This window comes from Cryobacterium sp. AP27, from assembly GCF_056680495.1.
In genome coordinates this window covers 3,352,108-3,369,984 of the sequence record NZ_CM155285.1, presented here as the reverse complement: position 1 = coordinate 3,369,984, position 17,877 = coordinate 3,352,108, and the positions used below count along the sequence as shown (strand labels likewise).

Annotated in this window: 15 protein-coding genes and 3 rRNA genes; 4 read left to right on the top strand and 14 right to left on the bottom strand. The window is 62.1% G+C overall.

Annotated elements, in window-relative coordinates:
• Nucleotides 1-85: 85 nt before the first annotated feature.
• The 9 genes from AC1MB9_RS15955 to paaA form a co-directional block, all read right to left on the bottom strand.
• Nucleotides 86-760: a copper resistance CopC family protein gene (locus tag AC1MB9_RS15955; protein WP_479962891.1), complete on the bottom strand. Its 675-nt coding sequence runs from the start codon at nucleotides 758-760 to the stop codon at nucleotides 86-88.
• 10 nt (nucleotides 761-770) lie between these two features.
• A complete protein-coding gene (locus tag AC1MB9_RS15950) occupies nucleotides 771-1,496 on the bottom strand; it encodes a YcnI family copper-binding membrane protein (protein WP_479962890.1) in 726 nt (241 codons plus the stop codon).
• A 144-nt stretch (nucleotides 1,497-1,640) separates the two neighbouring features.
• Nucleotides 1,641-2,267: a hypothetical protein gene (locus AC1MB9_RS15945; protein ID WP_479962889.1), complete on the bottom strand. Its 627-nt coding sequence runs from the start codon at nucleotides 2,265-2,267 to the stop codon at nucleotides 1,641-1,643.
• 75 nt (nucleotides 2,268-2,342) lie between these two features.
• A complete protein-coding gene (locus tag AC1MB9_RS15940) occupies nucleotides 2,343-3,116 on the bottom strand; it encodes an enoyl-CoA hydratase/isomerase family protein (RefSeq protein ID WP_479962888.1) in 774 nt (257 codons plus the stop codon).
• Between the two features lie 26 nt (nucleotides 3,117-3,142).
• On the bottom strand, nucleotides 3,143-4,267 hold the full coding sequence (gene paaE / locus AC1MB9_RS15935; RefSeq protein ID WP_479962887.1) for a 1,2-phenylacetyl-CoA epoxidase subunit PaaE: 1,125 nt from the start codon (nucleotides 4,265-4,267) through the stop codon (nucleotides 3,143-3,145).
• A gap of 2 nt (nucleotides 4,268-4,269) precedes the next feature.
• On the bottom strand, nucleotides 4,270-4,788 hold the full coding sequence (paaD, locus tag AC1MB9_RS15930; protein ID WP_479964673.1) for a 1,2-phenylacetyl-CoA epoxidase subunit PaaD: 519 nt from the start codon (nucleotides 4,786-4,788) through the stop codon (nucleotides 4,270-4,272).
• A 20-nt stretch (nucleotides 4,789-4,808) separates the two neighbouring features.
• Entirely contained in the window at nucleotides 4,809-5,651 is an 843-nt protein-coding gene (paaC, locus tag AC1MB9_RS15925) for a 1,2-phenylacetyl-CoA epoxidase subunit PaaC (RefSeq protein WP_479962886.1), read from the bottom strand.
• Complete coding sequence (gene paaB, locus AC1MB9_RS15920; protein ID WP_479962885.1) at nucleotides 5,648-5,953, bottom strand: 1,2-phenylacetyl-CoA epoxidase subunit PaaB; 306 nt, start codon at nucleotides 5,951-5,953, stop codon at nucleotides 5,648-5,650. Before paaB ends, paaC begins: the two co-directional genes overlap by 4 nt.
• Entirely contained in the window at nucleotides 5,950-6,954 is a 1,005-nt protein-coding gene (gene paaA, locus AC1MB9_RS15915; RefSeq protein ID WP_479962884.1) for a 1,2-phenylacetyl-CoA epoxidase subunit PaaA, read from the bottom strand. The genes paaB and paaA overlap by 4 nt, the downstream gene beginning before the upstream one ends.
• A 156-nt stretch (nucleotides 6,955-7,110) precedes the next feature.
• Between paaA and paaI the strand changes: the two genes are divergently transcribed.
• From paaI to AC1MB9_RS15900, 3 genes are read left to right on the top strand one after another with little or no spacing between them, the layout of a single operon-like run.
• Entirely contained in the window at nucleotides 7,111-7,584 is a 474-nt protein-coding gene (gene paaI / locus AC1MB9_RS15910) for a hydroxyphenylacetyl-CoA thioesterase PaaI (protein WP_479962883.1), read from the top strand.
• Nucleotides 7,585-7,601: 17 nt separating this feature from the next.
• Complete coding sequence (gene paaK, locus AC1MB9_RS15905) at nucleotides 7,602-8,921, top strand: phenylacetate--CoA ligase PaaK (protein WP_479962882.1); 1,320 nt, start codon at nucleotides 7,602-7,604, stop codon at nucleotides 8,919-8,921.
• Nucleotides 8,922-8,960: 39 nt separating this feature from the next.
• Nucleotides 8,961-9,563: a TetR/AcrR family transcriptional regulator gene (locus tag AC1MB9_RS15900; RefSeq protein ID WP_479962881.1), complete on the top strand. Its 603-nt coding sequence runs from the start codon at nucleotides 8,961-8,963 to the stop codon at nucleotides 9,561-9,563.
• Between the two features lie 129 nt (nucleotides 9,564-9,692).
• Here AC1MB9_RS15900 and rrf read toward each other — a convergent pair.
• From rrf to AC1MB9_RS15885, 3 genes are all read right to left on the bottom strand, one after another.
• Nucleotides 9,693-9,809, bottom strand: a 5S ribosomal RNA gene (rrf, locus tag AC1MB9_RS15895).
• 123 nt (nucleotides 9,810-9,932) lie between these two features.
• Nucleotides 9,933-13,060, bottom strand: a 23S ribosomal RNA gene (locus AC1MB9_RS15890).
• 432 nt (nucleotides 13,061-13,492) lie between these two features.
• Nucleotides 13,493-15,026, bottom strand: a 16S ribosomal RNA gene (locus tag AC1MB9_RS15885).
• The 16S, 23S and 5S rRNA genes sit together here, the layout of an rRNA operon.
• Before the next feature lie 687 nt (nucleotides 15,027-15,713).
• Between AC1MB9_RS15885 and AC1MB9_RS15880 the strand changes: the two genes are divergently transcribed.
• Nucleotides 15,714-16,289, top strand: coding sequence for a hypothetical protein (locus AC1MB9_RS15880; RefSeq protein ID WP_479962880.1), 576 nt, complete (start codon nucleotides 15,714-15,716; stop codon nucleotides 16,287-16,289).
• Nucleotides 16,290-16,299: 10 nt separating this feature from the next.
• On the opposite strand, the gene AC1MB9_RS15875 is transcribed toward AC1MB9_RS15880, so the two are convergent.
• Entirely contained in the window at nucleotides 16,300-16,611 is a 312-nt protein-coding gene (locus tag AC1MB9_RS15875) for a protealysin inhibitor emfourin (protein ID WP_479962879.1), read from the bottom strand.
• Nucleotides 16,608-17,720, bottom strand: a complete 1,113-nt coding sequence (locus AC1MB9_RS15870; RefSeq protein ID WP_479962878.1) for a M4 family metallopeptidase — start codon at nucleotides 17,718-17,720, stop codon at nucleotides 16,608-16,610. The genes AC1MB9_RS15875 and AC1MB9_RS15870 overlap by 4 nt, the downstream gene beginning before the upstream one ends.
• Nucleotides 17,721-17,877: the final 157 nt, after the last annotated feature.

The following is a 17,877-nucleotide window of genomic DNA, read 5'->3' as shown; positions in this document are numbered from 1 at the left end:
CAAGTGCTCTTGCGCCGGCCGAGAGGGGCCTTTCGGGGGGTGCCGCCCGAAATCCCCTGACGGGTGATTCCGGGCGGCGGGGGAATTACCCCGGGGTGTGGTGCCGCGCCTTGCGTCGCAGCACGAACAGGGTCGCGCCGACGGCGAGGAGCACGACGCCGAGGGACCCGCCGATCCAGGCCAGGTCGGCGAGCATCCCGGACGAGGCAGCAGGCTCGGTTGCGTCCGCGTCCGGGGCATCCGTTGCCGGCGGTGTCCCGTCGGCGGCCGCTCTGCCACACGTGGGGGCGTCGGGCGAGCCGGTTGCGAGCTTCTCTCCGGCGGCCGGTTTCCAGGTGAACGAGTACGTGTCAGAGATGGCGTGACCGTCGGTGGACACGGTCTGCCACGTGACGGTGTATTCGCCCGCGGCGCCAAGCTGGGCCGTCGTCTCCACCGTGGCGCCGGAGACGGTGGCGCAGCCGTCACCATAATAGAGCGGGGTGCCGGCGCTCATCGGGCCGGTGATCAGCATGGCGCTGGCCGCGCCCGTCCCGTCGAGGTCGAGCAGCAGGTCATTCGTGGTCACGGAGAAGATGCCGGGTTGCTCCGTGACGACCGCATTCTCGGCCGGTGCGGACCCGACCGGGTAGTTGTGCGCCGAGGCGGGCGCAGCGCATAGCCCCACGGCGGCGAGGACCAGGCTGCCGCCGAGCATGACCCGGGTGAGCACGGACATTCCCGGGCCGTGGGTGTGCGAATGGGACCGTACGCTGCGCATGCGGTGTCCCCTACGCAGACTGCTTGCGACGCGCGGTCACGGCGAGCACAATGCCGACGGCTCCGACGGCGAGGCCGCCGACGCCGAGGATACGAGCGAGAACATCGTCAGAGGATGCGGTGCTCTCCGTCGCTGCCTCGTCGGTCGTCTCGTCGTGGTCGGTTGTCTCGACCCCGTGGCCAGGCTCGTCGCCGGTCGCTTCGGTCACCGTGATGAAGGGCGCGGGGCTCGCCGGCTCGTCTTCGCCGTCAACGGTGGTTTCGTTCCAGTTCGTGGAGCCGATCTCGCACGTCTGCAGGACCGGGAACTCGAGCGTTTCGCCCGCAGCGTCGGCCGGAATCGTGAAGCTCAGCACGAACGTGGTGCGCAGGCCGCTTTCGAGCGGCGCCTGAGCCGTGTAGACGACCTGTCCGGTGCGGCTGGTGATCGTGTTGCCGTGGCCGTCGTCGATCGGCGTGGCCAGGTCCTCGGCAACTTTTTCAACGTCCCAGCCGGCGTTGATCGTGGGCGCAACGCTCGCGACGCCCTCGGGGAGGGAAATGGCGATACTCGTGGTGGGTGAGCCGTCGCATCCGTGTGCCGTGGAGAAGGTCAGCAGGGTAGACGACCCAGCGGCGGTTGAGGTGGAGTCCGCGGAGACGTGGGCGCTGGCGGCGAGCGGGGCGCTCAGCGCAAGCAGCACACCGGCGACGAGGGCGGATCCCGCGAGTGCGGATGTGGAGGTGGAACGCTTCATGGGTGGTCCTTCAGAGGTTTCGGAGCGGCCGGCGACGGCCGCACAGGAGGCAGCACGGGGTCTGCATCTCATTTGGTGCGAAATGGGCAATGGTCTGGTTCTGCCGAGAATCGGCACGGCGCGGCGAATGCGGCCGAGAGAGTGTCAGGAGACGCTTGAGACCAGTGGCGGCCCACGGAGCCAGACCGAGGACAACAGGACGAAGATGCTGCGGGGAACGCTCACGCGTGCGGTGCTTGCGCGACGCGCAAGCACCGGCGGAACGACCACGGTGACCGTCGGAAGAAAAAGGGCGCGGACGATGAGCCGCGCGGTGTCGAAGAGGCTCCAGAACGCGCCCTCGCCGAAACGGAGCGCCACGATTGTGATGCCGGCGGCCGCCCCGTGGGCAAGCCACATCGTGGGACTGTCGTGACCGACATGCGTGACAGCCGTGCCGCCGGTGGCCTCGATGATCCCGGGCAGCAGCGAGTGCTGATGCGTTCCGGAGGTGGAAATCGCATCGGCCGTGATCGCGCCCCCCGACTCGCCCAGGGAGAAGAGGCCGTGAAAAATGAACTGGCTGGCGAGCACGGCCAGGGCGCCGCGCCAGAGCGAGAGGGTACGCCCGGCAAGAACCACGCAGATCATTCCGGCGAAGGCCAGTGAAACCACAATGGGTAAAACGCCGGGGCCGGCTCCACCGGCGAGCGTGTGTGAGACCGCGGCCACAAGCGTGGAGACGAAGGCGACAATCCAGCCGCGGGTGAAACGTGCCCACCGTGTGGTCATGTTTCCTCCTCTGGCGGCCTCACCAAGCCTACATCGCGCCGTGCCGCACGCTCTCCGTCACCTGTGCGGAGGGGGCTAGGAGTGTCCGGTGAAGGCGGGCCGACGCTTCTGCTGGAAGGCGGAGAACCCTTCCCGGTAGTCCTCGGTGTCGCACAGTGTGGCCTGGGCTGCCGTTTCAGCGGTCATGCTGTCCCACAGTCCCAATCGTTCATCGCGCAACGCAGCGACGAGTTTCTTGCTGGCGAGAAAAGCCAGGGTGGCCCCCGTCGCGGCGCGCTCGGCGGCCTGCACGGTGGCCTCCACGACCTCGGCTGCCGGGAACACCTGGCTGAACAGGCCGGCGGCCACCGCCTCGGCACCCGACATGAGCCGGCCGGAGTAGATGAGGTCGAGCGTGCGGTGGGCGCCGAGCCGCTCCACAAACAGGGCGTGTCCGCCCGAGTCGAGGGTGGCGCCGAGGTTGGCGAACGGTGAGCCGATTTTGGCGGTGTCGGCCACGTACACCACGTCGGTGGCGATGAGCAGACCGAGGCCGACTCCGAGGCACGCGCCATGGGCGGCCGCGAACGTGGGTGCCGGGAATACACTCATGCGCTGCAGCAGTGCGGTGACGCGGTCGCCGAGGTAGCCCTGCACGTCGTCGGTGCGGGGATCCACCGCCGAGATGTCGCGGCCGGCACAAAACGCCTTGCCCTCGCCGCGCAACACGAGGGCGCGCACCCCGGCGCTCTCCGCGGACGCGTAGGCCGCGTCCAGTTCGGCGACGGCGTCCTCGTCGAGGGCGTTCATCTTGTCGGGGGCGTTGAGCACCACGTGCGCGACGTCGTCTTTGTAGCTCAGCTCGATCATGGGCATCCGCTTTCTGTCGGGCGGGGTCAGACGTCGTAGTCGACGACAACCTTGTCGGTGGTGGGGTGGGACTGACAGGTCAATACGTACCCGCGTTCGAGTTCGTCGGGTTCCAAAGCGTAGTTCTCGGTCATGGTGACGTCACCGGTGACGAGCTTGGCCCGGCACGTTCCACACACTCCCCCGGCGCAGGCGAACGGCACATCGGGCCGCACACGCAGCGCGGCGTTGAGGATGCTCTCGTGCGCGTTGACCGGAGTGGTAACGGTGTTGCTCTGCCCGTCGAGGGTGAAATCGATCTGGAACGTCTTGTCCCCGGTCGCCACCGTGACAGGACGCCCGGTGTCGCCACTGGCCCGGTTGGTCTCGCCGGTCGTGAACAGCTCGTAGCGAACGGCGGAACGGTCGACACCCACATCTTCGAGGGTGTCGCGACACAGCTGCACGAGTTCGAACGGCCCGCAGAGAAACCATTCGTCCACGGTCGCGGGGCGCAGAATCGTTTCGAGCATGCGCCGGAACTTGTCTTCGTCGATGCGTCCGGTGAGCAGTGAGGACGAACGCTGTTCGCGGGAGAGCACGTGGTACAGCGCGAGGCGGGCGGGATAGCGGTCTTTCAGGTCGGCGAGTTCATCGAGAAACATGACGTCGAGCGCGGTGCGGTTCGTGTACACGAGCGTGAAGCGCGAGGTCGCGGATGCCGCGAGGACCGTGTGGGCGAGTGACATCAGGGGGGTGATTCCCGATCCGGCGGCCACACCGACGATGTGTCGGTCGTCGAGGTCGGGCAGGGTCGACGTGAAGGTGCCTTGCGGGCTCATCACGTCAATCTGCTGGCCCTCGCTCAGCTCGGTGTTGGCCCAGCTGGAGAACACCCCGCCGAGATCGCGTTTGATGGCGACGCTGATGGATCCGGCACTGCTCGTGCTCGGCGGCCTGCAGATGGAGTAGCTGCGACGCAGCTCGTGGCCGTCGATCGTGGCACGCAGCGCAAGATGCTGTCCGGGAGAGTAGTCGAACGCTCCGCGCAGCTTGTCCGGAACGGCGAAGGTCACCTCGACGCTGTCGGCGGTGAGCTGGCGCACGTCGGAGACGGTAAGCGTATGGAAGCGGGCACGGTGCTTCGTAGCGCCGATGTTCGTTGCAGTCATGGTCACAGCACCTTGAAGTAGTCGAAGGGTTCGAGGCATGCCTTGCACTCATAGAGCGACTTGCACGACGTCGAACCGAAGTGGGCGAGTTCGCGCGTGTTGAGCGAGTTGCAGCGGGGACACTTGACCGCGAGCTGCAGGCGCACGGGGCCGGCAGGCCCGGACGGACGCGCGGCGGCGTGTCCGGTGGGTGCGGCGATGCCGTACTCGGTGAGTTTGCGTTTGCCTTCCTCGCTCATCCAGTCGGTCGTCCACGCGGGGCTCAGCTCGAGCCGCACGGTGACGTTGGTGTAGCCGGCGGCGGTGAGTACCGCGTGAACGTCGTCGCGCATGGCGTCCAGGGCGGGGCATCCGCTGTAGGTGGGGGTCAGGGCGACATCAACCCCGGTTGAGGTGACGTTCACCGACCGCAGCACGCCGAGGTCCTCAATCGTGAGTACCGGAATCTCCGGGTCGACAACGGTGGCAGCGACGAGCCACGCGCGGAGAGACTCGGCGTCGGCGGGTCGTGGTCGCGCCATCGACGCGGGGGTGGGCGAGGTCACCATTTCGCTCCGGGGTGGGCGCGGGTGAGCACCTGCATCTCGGCGAGCAGCAGCCCCAGGTGCTCGGAGTGCACGCCTCGGCGGCCGCCGCCGGAGGCGATGAAGCCGCGGGGTTCCTCGAGGTCGGCTTCCGCGAATACCGGGGCGATAGCGCCATCGAACACGGCGCGCAGGCTTGACGGGCGTACGGCCACGCCCTCGAGGCGGTCCAGCAACGGTTCGTCGCGGAACATCTCGTCGACGTAGGGCCACATATCGGAGAAGGCCGTGATCATGCGACTCCGGGACTCGTCGGTACCGAGCGCCAGCCGCAACACCCACTGCACCGAGTGGTCGCGGTGGTAGTCAACCTCTTTTGCGGCCTTGTCGGCAACGGCGGCGAGCGTGGCATCCGTGGAATCACGGAGCCGGGTGTACAGCTCAAACAGGAAGTGGCTCACGATGAACTGCCGGGCGATGGTATGCGCAAAGTCGCCGTTGGGCTGTTCGACGATCTGCAGGGAACGCCATTCGGGTTCATCGCGCCAGTAGGCGAGGTCGTCTTCGCTCTTTCCGGAGGCCGACCCGGCGTAGTGCAGCAGCGAACGAGCGTGTCCGATGAGATCCAGGGCGATGTTGCCGAGGGCCACGTCCTCCTCGAGCTCGGGGGCCCGTGAGATCCAGGCACCCAGGCGCTGAGAGAGCACGAGTGAGTCGTCACCGAGCCACAAGGCGTACTCCGCAACGTCGTCCGAGGCGACGGATGCCGACGCGATCAGTTCGTCGGGGAGCACGGTGGCGTCAACCTGAACGTGCCCGTGACCGTCGTCGTGTGTGGCCTCATCCGCTTCGCTGATCATAGGTGCTTCACTCCCTCGCTCTTGGAGTAGTAGCTCGCGTGACGGTAGTTTTTACCGGACGCGGATTCGAAGAAGGCACCCTTGGCGTCGGGGTCGCTCGTGGTGATGGCGGCCGCGGGCACCACCCACACGGAGACGCCCTCGGCGCGACGGGTATACAGGTCGCGGGCGTTACGCACAGCGAGAATTTCATCGGGAGCGTGCAGCGATCCCACGTGTACATGGCTCAGTCCACGGTTGGAGCGCACGAAGACCTCCCACAGCGGCCAAATTTCAGTTGCGGAATCGCCGGGCGCGGTCATGAGGCCACCATTTCAGATCGTTCGGACTGTTTGCGGGCGTATGCGGCGGCAGCTTCGCGCACCCATGCGCCTTCGGCGTGGGCGTCGCGGCGGCGCTGCAGGCGCTGGGCGTTGCTTGCTCCCCGGCCGGAGAGTACCTCGTGGAACTCGGTCCAGTCGATCTCGCCCAGGTCGTACTTCTGGGTTTCTTCGTTCCAGCGCAGATCGGGGTCCGGCAGGGTGATGCCGAGCACGGCGGCTTGCGGCACAAGCATGCCCACGAAGCGCTGACGGAGTTCGTCGTTGGAGAACCGCTTGATCTTCCACGCCATGGACTGCGCGGAGTTCGGCGAGTCGTCATCGGGCGGGCCGAACATCATCAGGGCGGGCCAATACCAGCGGTTCACGGAATCCTGCGCCATTTCGCGCTGGGCCTCCGTGCCCTGCATGAGCTCGAGCAGAATCTCGAATCCCTGGCGCTGGTGGAAGGATTCCTCCTTGCAGATACGCACCATCGCGCGGCCGTACGGACCGTAGCTGGCGCGGCAGAGCGGCACCTGGTTGCAGATGGCCGCGCCGTCCACGAGCCAGCCGACCGAACCCATGTCAGCCCAGGTCGGGGTCGGATAGTTGAAGATCGAGGAGTAGCGCGCCTTGCCGGCGATGAGGGCCTCGGTCATGCCGTCGCGCGTGGCGCCGAGCGTCTGCGCGGCAGAGTACAGGTAGAGACCGTGTCCGGCCTCGTCCTGCACCTTGGCCATGAGAATGGCCTTGCGCTTAAGGCTCGGTGCCCTCGTGATCCAGTTGGATTCCGGTTGCATACCGATGATTTCGGAATGCGCGTGCTGGGAGATCTGCCTCACCAGGGACTTGCGATACGCCTCTGGCATCCAGTCGCGTGGCTCAATGCGGGAATCCGCCGCGATCAAATCGTTGAACTGCTGTTCGTCGGCCGAGATCTCCGGATTCTCTGCGGAGGCATCCGGAGCAAGGGCGTAAGGCCCTGCGGGGGTTGTCATCATTGACTCCTGGTCATCGTTGGGCTCAAGGTGCACATCCGAAAGGCGAATGTTTTACCAACCGATCGTTCAGTTAGTATATAGTCACAGTATCGGCGCGGCAACCCCCGCCGCCAGCACAAGTCATTACCGCACGGTCGCTCAAAGAGGAGAACCAAGTTGGACGCAGCACCCGACGCCGTACAGCGTGAAACAATCGCGCCTCAGTCAACCGAATCATCCCTCGGCACCAGCGCCATGATGCGGCGAGACCGGGCATCCGCTGCCCTCGGCATGGTCGTGGAACACACCGAGCCGGGAAGCGCCATCGTGTCGATGCTGATTCGCGACGATATGCTCAACGGCTTCGACGTGACGCACGGCGGCATGATCTTCTCCCTTGCCGACACGGCCTTCGCCATTGCCTGCAACGACTCTCATCACGTCACGCTCGCGGCCGGCGCCGACATCAGCTTTCTGAAACCGGCCACCCTGGGACAGACTCTTACCGCCACCGCCGTGCTCCGTACCAAGAGCGGGCGGAGCGGACTGTACGACGTGCGCGTCACCGACGAGCACAACGTCCCCGTCGCGGAATTCCGCGGTCGCAGTCGCACCACGAACCTCGCAACGCCCACCCGCGCCCACAACTAATCTGCTCCGGAGGCACCATGTCAACGCTGACCACGACCCGCCTGCACGCTCCATCCCACGATGAACTCGACCCGGAAGAGCGGATGTCTCGCGACGAGATCGCCGCTCTTCAGCTGGTACGGCTGCAGCAGACGGTGCGGCACGCCTACGCCAACGTGCCGCTGTACACGCGAAAGTTCGATGCGGTCGGGGTTCACCCCGACGACATCCGCACGCTGGACGATGTGGCCCTCCTGCCGTTCACGACGAAGGACGACCTGCGGCAGAGCTACCCCTTCGGCATGTTCGCGGTGCCGATGAACCGAGTCGCACGCATTCACACCTCCTCGGGCACCACCGGTCTGCCTACCGTGGTCGGGTACACCAAGGACGACCTCCGCAGCTGGGCCGGGCTCGTTGCGCGCAGCCTGCGGGCCGCCGGCGTGCGCCCCGGAATGAAGGTGCACAACGCTTACGGGTACGGCTTGTTCACGGGCGGACTTGGCGCACACGCCGGCATCGAGGCCCTGGGTGCGGTCGCCATCCCCATGTCGGGAGGACAGACCAACAAGCAGGTGCAGATGATCAACGACTTCGAACCCGACGTGATCCTGTCCACCCCGAGCTATCTGCTGACGATCACGGATGCCATGATTGCCGCCGGCCTCGACCCTCGTCGATCCAGCCTGAAGGCGGGCGTCCTGGGCGCCGAGCCGTGGACCAACCAGATGCGTCTGGAACTGGAGGAACGTCTGGACTTCGACGCGCTCGACATCTACGGGCTCAGCGAAGTCATGGGCCCTGGTGTGGGCAGCGAGTGCATCGAGTCGAAGGACGGACCGCACCTGTGGGAGGACCAGTTCTACCCGGAGATCATTGACGGCGACAACGGAAACGTTCTCGGCGACGGCGACACCGGCGAGTTGGTCTTCACCTCCCTGACGAAGCAGGCCTTCCCCGTGATTCGATACCGCACCCGGGATCTCACTCGCCTGCTGCCCGGAACGTCGCGCCCCGGCATGCGCCGGATGGAGAAGATCACCGGACGCAACGACGACATGATCATTCTCCGCGGCGTGAACCTGTTCCCCACCCAGATCGAGGAGATCGTGCTCAGCATCGAACACCTCTCCCCGCATTTCGTACTGGAGCTCACCCGCCCCGGGCGGATGGACGAGCTGACCGTGCGCATCGAGCGCCACGAGCACGCTGACGGCGCCTCATCCGCCACTGCCCGCGCGGCGCTCATCGCGCGGATCAAGGACCAGATCGGCTCGACTGTGCACGTGGAGATCGCCGAACCCGGCACGCTGGAGCGCAGCGCCGGCAAGCTCAAGCGCCTGTACGATCTGCGGTGAATCGGAGTACGTCGCCCCCGGCATGGGATACTTCTAACAATGTCTGACCTCATCACGGCCAAGCGGGGGCGCCCCGGGTACGATCAGCGCGCCATTCTCGACATCGCCGTCGCCGCCTTCAACGAGTACGGCTACGACGCCACCTCGATGGGTGTGCTCGCGGCGCGCCTGGACCTCTCGAAAGCGGCGATTTACCACCACTTCGCGTCCAAGGAAGAGTTGCTGCAGCTTGCCCTCGACGAGGCGTTGACCGCTCTCGAAGGCGTGCTTCGTGAGGACGGAGCACTCGAGGGGTCCGCGCTGGACCGGCTCGCCTACGTGTTGCGCGGCGCGGTACAGGTGCTCGCGGCCAAGCTGCCCTCGGTGACCCTGTTGCTGCGCGTGCGCGGCAATTCTCAGGTCGAGCGGAATGCCCTCACCCGCCGGCGCGCGTTCGACCGCGTGGTCTCGGCCCTGGTGGTCGAGGCTCGTGACGAGGGATCCCTGCGCAGCGACGTGGACGCGCGCGTTGTCACCCGGCTGCTCTTCGGCATGGTCAACTCCATCACGGAGTGGTACCGCCCCGAGGGGCCGGAAGACGGCGCACAGCTCGCCGACGACATACTCACGGTAGCCCTGGACGGCCTGCGCCCCCGCACCTGACGTCCCGCGTCGAGGCGCGGACAGCGTCCACGCCCGATCCCGGCCGGCTCCGCTTGGTGTGGTGTGTGGTGGTTTAACGCAAAAATGGCCACCCCGTGCGGGGTGGCCATTAGTGTGTCGCTAAGTTAAGTCCGGCGGTGTCCTACTCTCCCACAGGGTCCCCCCTGCAGTACCATCGGCGCAAAGAGTCTTAGCTTCCGGGTTCGGAATGTGACCGGGCGTTTCCCTCTTGCTATAGCCGCCGAAACACCTGTGATGCGTGTTTCGAACCTATATTTTTTAGTTATAGTGCTTCCGTAGAAGCGGTTGTTCTCGACCGTACATCGAGAACCACATAGTGGACGCTAAAGCAGCTTCTTCAAACTGAGTGTTATCAAATTATCGGCTTATTAGTACCGGTCAGCTTCATGGGTCTTTAGTCCCCACTTCCACATCCGGCCTATCAACGCAGTAGTCTAGCTGCGAGCCTCTCCCCCGAAGGGATGGAAATCTCATCTCGAAGCTGGCTTCCCGCTTAGATGCTTTCAGCGGTTATCCATTCCGAACGTAGCTAATCAGCGGTGCTCCTGGCGGAACAACTGACACACCAGAGGTTCGTCCATCCCGGTCCTCTCGTACTAGGGATAGATCTTCTCAAATTTCCTGCGCGCGCAGCGGATAGGGACCGAACTGTCTCACGACGTTCTAAACCCAGCTCGCGTACCGCTTTAATGGGCGAACAGCCCAACCCTTGGGACCTACTCCAGCCCCAGGATGCGACGAGCCGACATCGAGGTGCCAAACCATGCCGTCGATATGGACTCTTGGGCAAGATCAGCCTGTTATCCCCGAGGTACCTTTTATCCGTTGAGCGACAGCGCTTCCACAAGCCACTGCCGGATCACTAGTCCCGACTTTCGTCCCTGCTCGACTTGTCAGTCTCACAGTCAAGCTCCCTTGTGCACTTACACTCGACACCTGATTGCCAACCAGGTTGAGGGAACCTTTGGGCGCCTCCGTTACTTTTTAGGAGGCAACCGCCCCAGTTAAACTACCCACCAGGCACTGTCCCTGAACCGGATCACGGTTCGAAGTTAGGTATCCAATATGACCAGAGTGGTATTTCAACGATGACTCCACCTGAACTAGCGTCCAAGCTTCAAAGTCTCCCACCTATCCTACACAAGCCACACCGAACACCAATACCAAGCTGTAGTAAAGGTCACGGGGTCTTTCCGTCCTGCTGCGCGTAACGAGCATCTTTACTCGTAATGCAATTTCGCCGAGTTCGCGGTTGAGACAGCTGGGAAGTCGTTACGCCATTCGTGCAGGTCGGAACTTACCCGACAAGGAATTTCGCTACCTTAGGATGGTTATAGTTACCACCGCCGTTTACTGGGGCTTAAATTCTCAGCTTCGCCTTGCGGCTAACCGTTCCTCTTAACCTTCCAGCACCGGGCAGGCGTCAGTCCGTATACATCGTCTTGCGACTTAGCACGGACCTGTGTTTTTAGTAAACAGTCGCTTCCCACTGGTCTCTGCGGCCTTCGAACGCTCCCGGAGCAAGTCCGTTCACGCCTCAGGCCCCCCTTCTCCCGAAGTTACGGGGGCATTTTGCCGAGTTCCTTAACCACGATTCTCTCGATCTCCTTAGTATTCTCTACCTGATCACCTGAGTCGGTTTGGGGTACGGGTGACTAAAACCTCGCGTCGATGCTTTTCTCGGCAGCATAGGATCACTGATTTCACCCTTACGGGCTACCCATCGGGTCTCAGGCTATATGAACGACGGATTTGCCTATCGTTCGCCCTACATCCTTAGACCGGGTCAACCATCGCCCGGCTCAGCTACCTTCCTGCGTCACACCTGTTAATACGCTAACCGCACCAGAATAGGGTCGTACGCTAGGCCCCACGCCTCACCCCGAAGGGATCGGTCTAGGGGATTCAGATACTTAGCATTACTGGATTAGCTTGGGCGGTTTTTCGTCAGTACGGGAATATCAACCCGTTGTCCATCGACTACGCCTGTCGGCCTCGCCTTAGGTCCCGACTTACCCAGGGCGGATTAGCCTGGCCCTGGAACCCTTGATCTTTCGGAGGACGGGTTTCTCACCCGTCTTTCGCTACTCATGCCTGCATTCTCACTCGTGTGGCCTCCACGGCTGGTTTACACCGCCGCTTCGCTGGCCACACGACGCTCTCCTACCCATCAACACGGCTGAACCAACACCACAAGGGTGCGGCTAACCAAAAATATCAATGCCACAACTTCGGTGGCGTGCTTGAGCCCCGTTACATTGTCGGCGCGGAATCACTTGACCAGTGAGCTATTACGCACTCTTTCAAGGGTGGCTGCTTCTAAGCCAACCTCCTGGTTGTCTGTGCAACTCCACATCCTTTCCCACTTAGCACGCGCTTTGGGACCTTAGTTGGTGGTCTGGGTTGTTTCCCTCTCGACGATGAAGCTTATCCCCCACCGTCTCACTGCTGCGCTCTCACTTACCGGCATTCGGAGTTTGGCTGACGTCAGTAAGCTTTTGGGCCCCATCGGCCATCCAGTAGCTCTACCTCCGGCAAGAAACACGCAACGCTGCACCTAAATGCATTTCGGAGAGAACCAGCTATCACGAAGTTTGATTGGCCTTTCACCCCTATCCACAGCTCATCCCCTCCATTTTCAACTGAAGTGGGTTCGGTCCTCCACGACGTCTTACCGTCGCTTCAACCTGGCCATGGATAGATCACTTCGCTTCGGGTCTAGGACATGCGACTGAATCGCCCTATTCAGACTCGCTTTCGCTACGCATTCCCCTCTCGGGTTAAGCTCGCCACATATCACTAACTCGCAGGCTCATTCTTCAAAAGGCACGCTGTCACCAGAATCAGACTGGCTCCAACGGATTGTAAGCAAACGGTTTCAGGTACTATTTCACTCCCCTCCCGGGGTACTTTTCACCTTTCCCTCACGGTACTTGTTCACTATCGGTCATGTAGGAGTATTTAGGCTTATCAGGTGGTCCTGACGGATTCACACGGGATTTCTCGGGCCCCGTGCTACTTGGGATACTCTTCGGGTGATTGCTGCATTTCGACTACGGGGTTCGCACCCTCTATGACCAGGCTTTCAATCCTGTTCGTCTATACAACGCTCTAACCCTTGCCATTCGGTAGAATCAGCTGAAAAGTCCCACAACCCCGACCATGCAACGCCTACCGGCTATCACACATGATCGGTTTAGCCTCATCCGGGTTCGCTCGCCACTACTAACGGAATCACTATTGTTTTCTCTTCCTGTGGGTACTGAGATGTTTCACTTCCCCACGTTCCCTCTACCCGCCCTATATATTCAGGCGGGAGTCACCAGGTCACCTCACGGGCCTGGCGGGGTTTCCCCATTCGGACATCCTCGGATCACAGTTCGTTTATCAACTCCCCGAGGCTTATCGCAGATTACTACGTCCTTCTTCGGCTCTACATGCCAAGGCATTCACCGTTTGCTCTTAAAAATTTGAAATCACATGAGTTTGAATCGATTGGTGCCACGAATAAATTCGCGGCAGAAATTGACCAATGATCTAATTGCTTAGATCTTTGTAATTTGGGGACCGAAGTCCCACAAATTTAAGATGCTCGCGTCCACTGTGTAGTTCTCAAAGTACGGGCGGTACCCCTCGAAGCCGGCGATTAATGCCCACAACAAGAAGTCCAGAGGAAGGTCCAAACCACCGAAGTGATCCGTTCCGGTCCCTCAGGACCCAACAGCGTGCTCATGCAAGTCTCTCCACCCCAATCTTTTCCAACCTCCGAAGAAGCGTACTTGAACCGAACTGGCCGTTCTTACATCAATGTCAATGTTCCACCCATGAGCGCCATCGAAAACGTTCGTTTCCGTATGACTGGCAATCGTATTCCGCTGTATACAGACGGGATTGCACGTGCTCCTTAGAAAGGAGGTGATCCAGCCGCACCTTCCGGTACGGCTACCTTGTTACGACTTAGTCCTAATCACCGATCCCACCTTCGACAGCTCCATCCCTTACGGGTTTGGCCACCGGCTTCGGGTGTTACCGACTTTCATGACTTGACGGGCGGTGTGTACAAGGCCCGGGAACGTATTCACCGCAGCGTTGCTGATCTGCGATTACTAGCGACTCCGACTTCATGAGGTCGAGTTGCAGACCTCAATCCGAACTGAGACCGGCTTTTTGGGATTCGCTCCACCTTGCGGTATTGCAGCCCTTTGTACCGGCCATTGTAGCATGCGTGAAGCCCAAGACATAAGGGGCATGATGATTTGACGTCATCCCCACCTTCCTCCGAGTTGACCCCGGCAGTATCCCATGAGTTCCCACCATTACGTGCTGGCAACATAGGACGAGGGTTGCGCTCGTTGCGGGACTTAACCCAACATCTCACGACACGAGCTGACGACAACCATGCACCACCTGTATACCGACCTTGCGGGGCGACTGTTTCCAGCCGTTTCCGGTATATGTCAAGCCTTGGTAAGGTTCTTCGCGTTGCATCGAATTAATCCGCATGCTCCGCCGCTTGTGCGGGCCCCCGTCAATTCCTTTGAGTTTTAGCCTTGCGGCCGTACTCCCCAGGCGGGGAACTTAATGCGTTAGCTGCGACACGGAGACCGTGGAATGGTCCCCACATCTAGTTCCCAACGTTTACGGCATGGACTACCAGGGTATCTAATCCTGTTCGCTCCCCATGCTTTCGCTCCTCAGCGTCAGTTACGGCCCAGAGATCTGCCTTCGCCATTGGTGTTCCTCCTGATATCTGCGCATTCCACCGCTACACCAGGAATTCCAATCTCCCCTACCGCACTCTAGTCTGCCCGTACCCACTGCAGGCCCGAGGTTGAGCCTCGGGTTTTCACAGCAGACGCAACAAACCGCCTACGAGCTCTTTACGCCCAATAATTCCGGACAACGCTTGCACCCTACGTATTACCGCGGCTGCTGGCACGTAGTTAGCCGGTGCTTTTTCTGCAGGTACCGTCACTTCCAGGAAAACCCAGTCACTTCTTCCCTACTAAAAGAGGTTTACAACCCGAAGGCCTTCGTCCCTCACGCGGCGTTGCTGCATCAGGCTTGCGCCCATTGTGCAATATTCCCCACTGCTGCCTCCCGTAGGAGTCTGGGCCGTGTCTCAGTCCCAGTGTGGCCGGTCACCCTCTCAGGCCGGCTACCCGTCGTCGCCTTGGTGAGCCATTACCTCACCAACTAGCTGATAGGCCGCGAGCTCATCCTTGACCAAAATTCTTTCCACCCCAGAAGATGCCTTCCAAGGTCGTATCCGGTATTAGCTACAGTTTCCCGCAGTTATCCCAGAGTCAAGGGCAGATTGCTCACGTGTTACTCACCCGTTCGCCACTGATCAAAGAAGCAAGCTCCTCATCACCGTTCGACTTGCATGTGTTAAGCACGCCGCCAGCGTTCGTCCTGAGCCAGGATCAAACTCTCCGTAAATGTTTGAATAGCTACCCAACCGAAATCGAGTGCCCATCTAGTGCACCAAGTCGCCGGAATAGGCGAACAAGATGCAAGTTTGAAACTAGCAAGAACAAATCATTACTGACTTGCTTTTGTTATTTTGCGTGATCGAAACCACGACTTTCAATTCATATTCCAAAGGAATCTCCCGGCTGCGTACCCGCTAGAAACGGGACAACAACCACGAGGTATTTGGCATTTGACATTGTGCACGCTGTTGAGTTCTCAAGGATCGGACGCACCCAGCTTCACACCCTAACGGGCACTCTCGCTGAGGCACTTCACTTATTTCGTGTAGCTCATCTGCACCCGAAGGAAACTGATGAACTTCATCAAGTCAAACAGCACTGCAAGAGCAGGTTGTTTAGGCTTGGAATTGGTCCCGCATGAGGCCGGGAAGCTGAGCAGCTTTCCGCACCTGTGGGGTGACTTAGATGACATTACGGCCATTCCCACGACCGCGCAAATCCGCCCGGGTTTTGCCTGCATCCCGGGCGCGTCGCGACTCCGGAGCCCCTGAGGGGCACGTGTCCTCATTCATGCCGACTGCGGCCTGGAAGAGCCCCTGCTACCTTTTTTGCACAGGGGCAATCGGGCGCCGCACGGGCACCCAGTCAGGTCCTCGACACTCCGCGATGTGCGAAACGATTGGGGAAGCCCCTCATGAGAATCACGTGCCCGTACTGCCGCTCCGATGCCATCCTCACCCCGAATGCAGCCCATGTCGATCGGGGGCCGCTTCCCCTCTATGTGCTGGCGTGTTCGGGCTGCGACCGAACCAGTGTGCGGCGAGACAACCAGGAGCGCCTCGTGGCTGCTCTGGTCGGCCGGCGGCACGGCAGCGGAACCCACGAGCTCAGCGTGACGGCTGAGCACGGCGGGCTCCTGAGATTCCAGACCGATCCGACCGGTCGACGGTCCCCCACGCTCGAGCACTCCGCCCTCCTTGAATTCGTCACGCGCAGCATCGGTGCCTCGCAGACTTTCACTCTTCTGCTGCGCACCGTTGAGGTTGGGGCACGCTACGCCTCACCGCACGGCAACGTCCCGTATCAGGCCGTCCGCGGATGGGTGGTGATCGACGGCGAGATCCACGCGCTCACCCGAACCGAAGCGTGGGAGGCCTCATGCGAGGAGGCGCACCATGACATGCCGGAGGGGCCGGAGGCCGGCGTTCACTACGTGACTGCCGACAACATCTATCGTCCGTACCAATGGCGGATGACCCCCACCAGATAGGTTCCGTCGGCTAGGGCTCAATGGATTCGACACGCTCGGGACGCTCGTCGACCCAGGCGAGGAGCTCGCGCACGCCCTCGGGGATCGTCGCGTCGGTGCAGCGATAGCGGTACTCATGCTTCCCGTCCACGAGGGCGATGTCGTAGAGCTGGGCATCGGGCCACGCGCGCCCGGGCCGCGGGTCGGCGAGGTCCCGCAGGCCCGCGCGGTCGATCTCCGCGGCGAGAGCCGTGGCATCCGCCGGCGGGAGCACGGCACTGTCCAGGTCGGTACGAGCCACCATCCCGGCGAAACCGCCACCACGCCGCACGCTGAGTCTCATGGCAGAACTCCCACCTCCGTCCACGCACCATGAACAATCGCTTGCTCGTGGGCGCCGAAGAGCTCGCCGGCCGCATCGATCGTAAACTGTGCCGCGGCGGCAAAATCCGTGGCGGTGCCCATTTTGGTGGTGAGGGCGTTGTACCAAATTTTGCCGGCCTTCTCCCACGCCGCCCCGCCGAGGCCGATGGCGGCGAGGTAGAACGCGCGATTGGGAATGCCCGAGTTGACGTGAACACCACCGTTGTCGTTGGCGGGGTCGTTGTCATCGGGCAGGTCCAGATACTGGTCCATGTGGCCCGGCTGGCGGTCGCCCGCGAACGCCGTGCCGGGACTCTTCATGGAGCGCAGGGCCGCCCCCAGCTTCGGCACGAGCACGCCCTGCCCGATGAGCCAGTCCGCCTCGGCGGCCGTCTGCCTGAGGCCGTACTGTTTCACCAGGCTGCCGAAGACGTCGGAGAAGGACTCGTTGAGCGCGCCCGGCTGTTTGCTGTAGACGAGGCCTGCGGTGAATTCGGTGACGCCGTGCGTGAGCTCGTGCGCGATCACGTCGATCGCCCGAGTGAGTCCGCCGATCTGAAAGATTCGGTCGCTGCCGTCGCCGTAAACCATTTGGCTGCCATCCCAGAAGGCGTTGTCGAAGGCCACGCCGTAGTGCACGGAGGAAACCAGTTCCATTCCCGCGTTGTCGAGGGAGCTTCTGCCGAGGACGTCGTGGAAGAAGGCGGCGGTGGCCGCGCTGCCGTCAAACGCCTCATTGACGGCGAGGTCGGAATGGAGCGCATCACCCGCGGATCGTTTCTTGACGCCCGGCAGAAAACTACGCCCGTGCGTCTCGTTGTCGTACACGGTGATCCCCTGCTCGGTCAGGGAGACGACTCCGATCAAGCCCAAATTTTGGTCAAGTTCGCGACTGAACTGGCCAATCAGGGCCCGACGCGATCGAATGCCCGACGACGTGCCTATCGACGACAGGGCTGCTTCACGTTCGTCCTTGGTTCCCTGCATCGCCAGCCAGGCGAGAAGGTCGGGCGGGGCGATGCTGCAGCTCGGCCGGCGGCGGACCCCCGACGGTTGTTGCGGCAATGGGTGCAACTGTCGCTTTGGCATGATTCTCCTTTTCTCGCGAATCGGCAGCACGCTACGGTATGCCCACAGTATGACCTCCGCGCGTGCCGCGCTACCGTGCGCGGCGATAACGCCGGAGTAACGCGAATCGGGCCAGAATGCCCGCATACGGAAACATCACGCCTTCAGAAAGGAACAA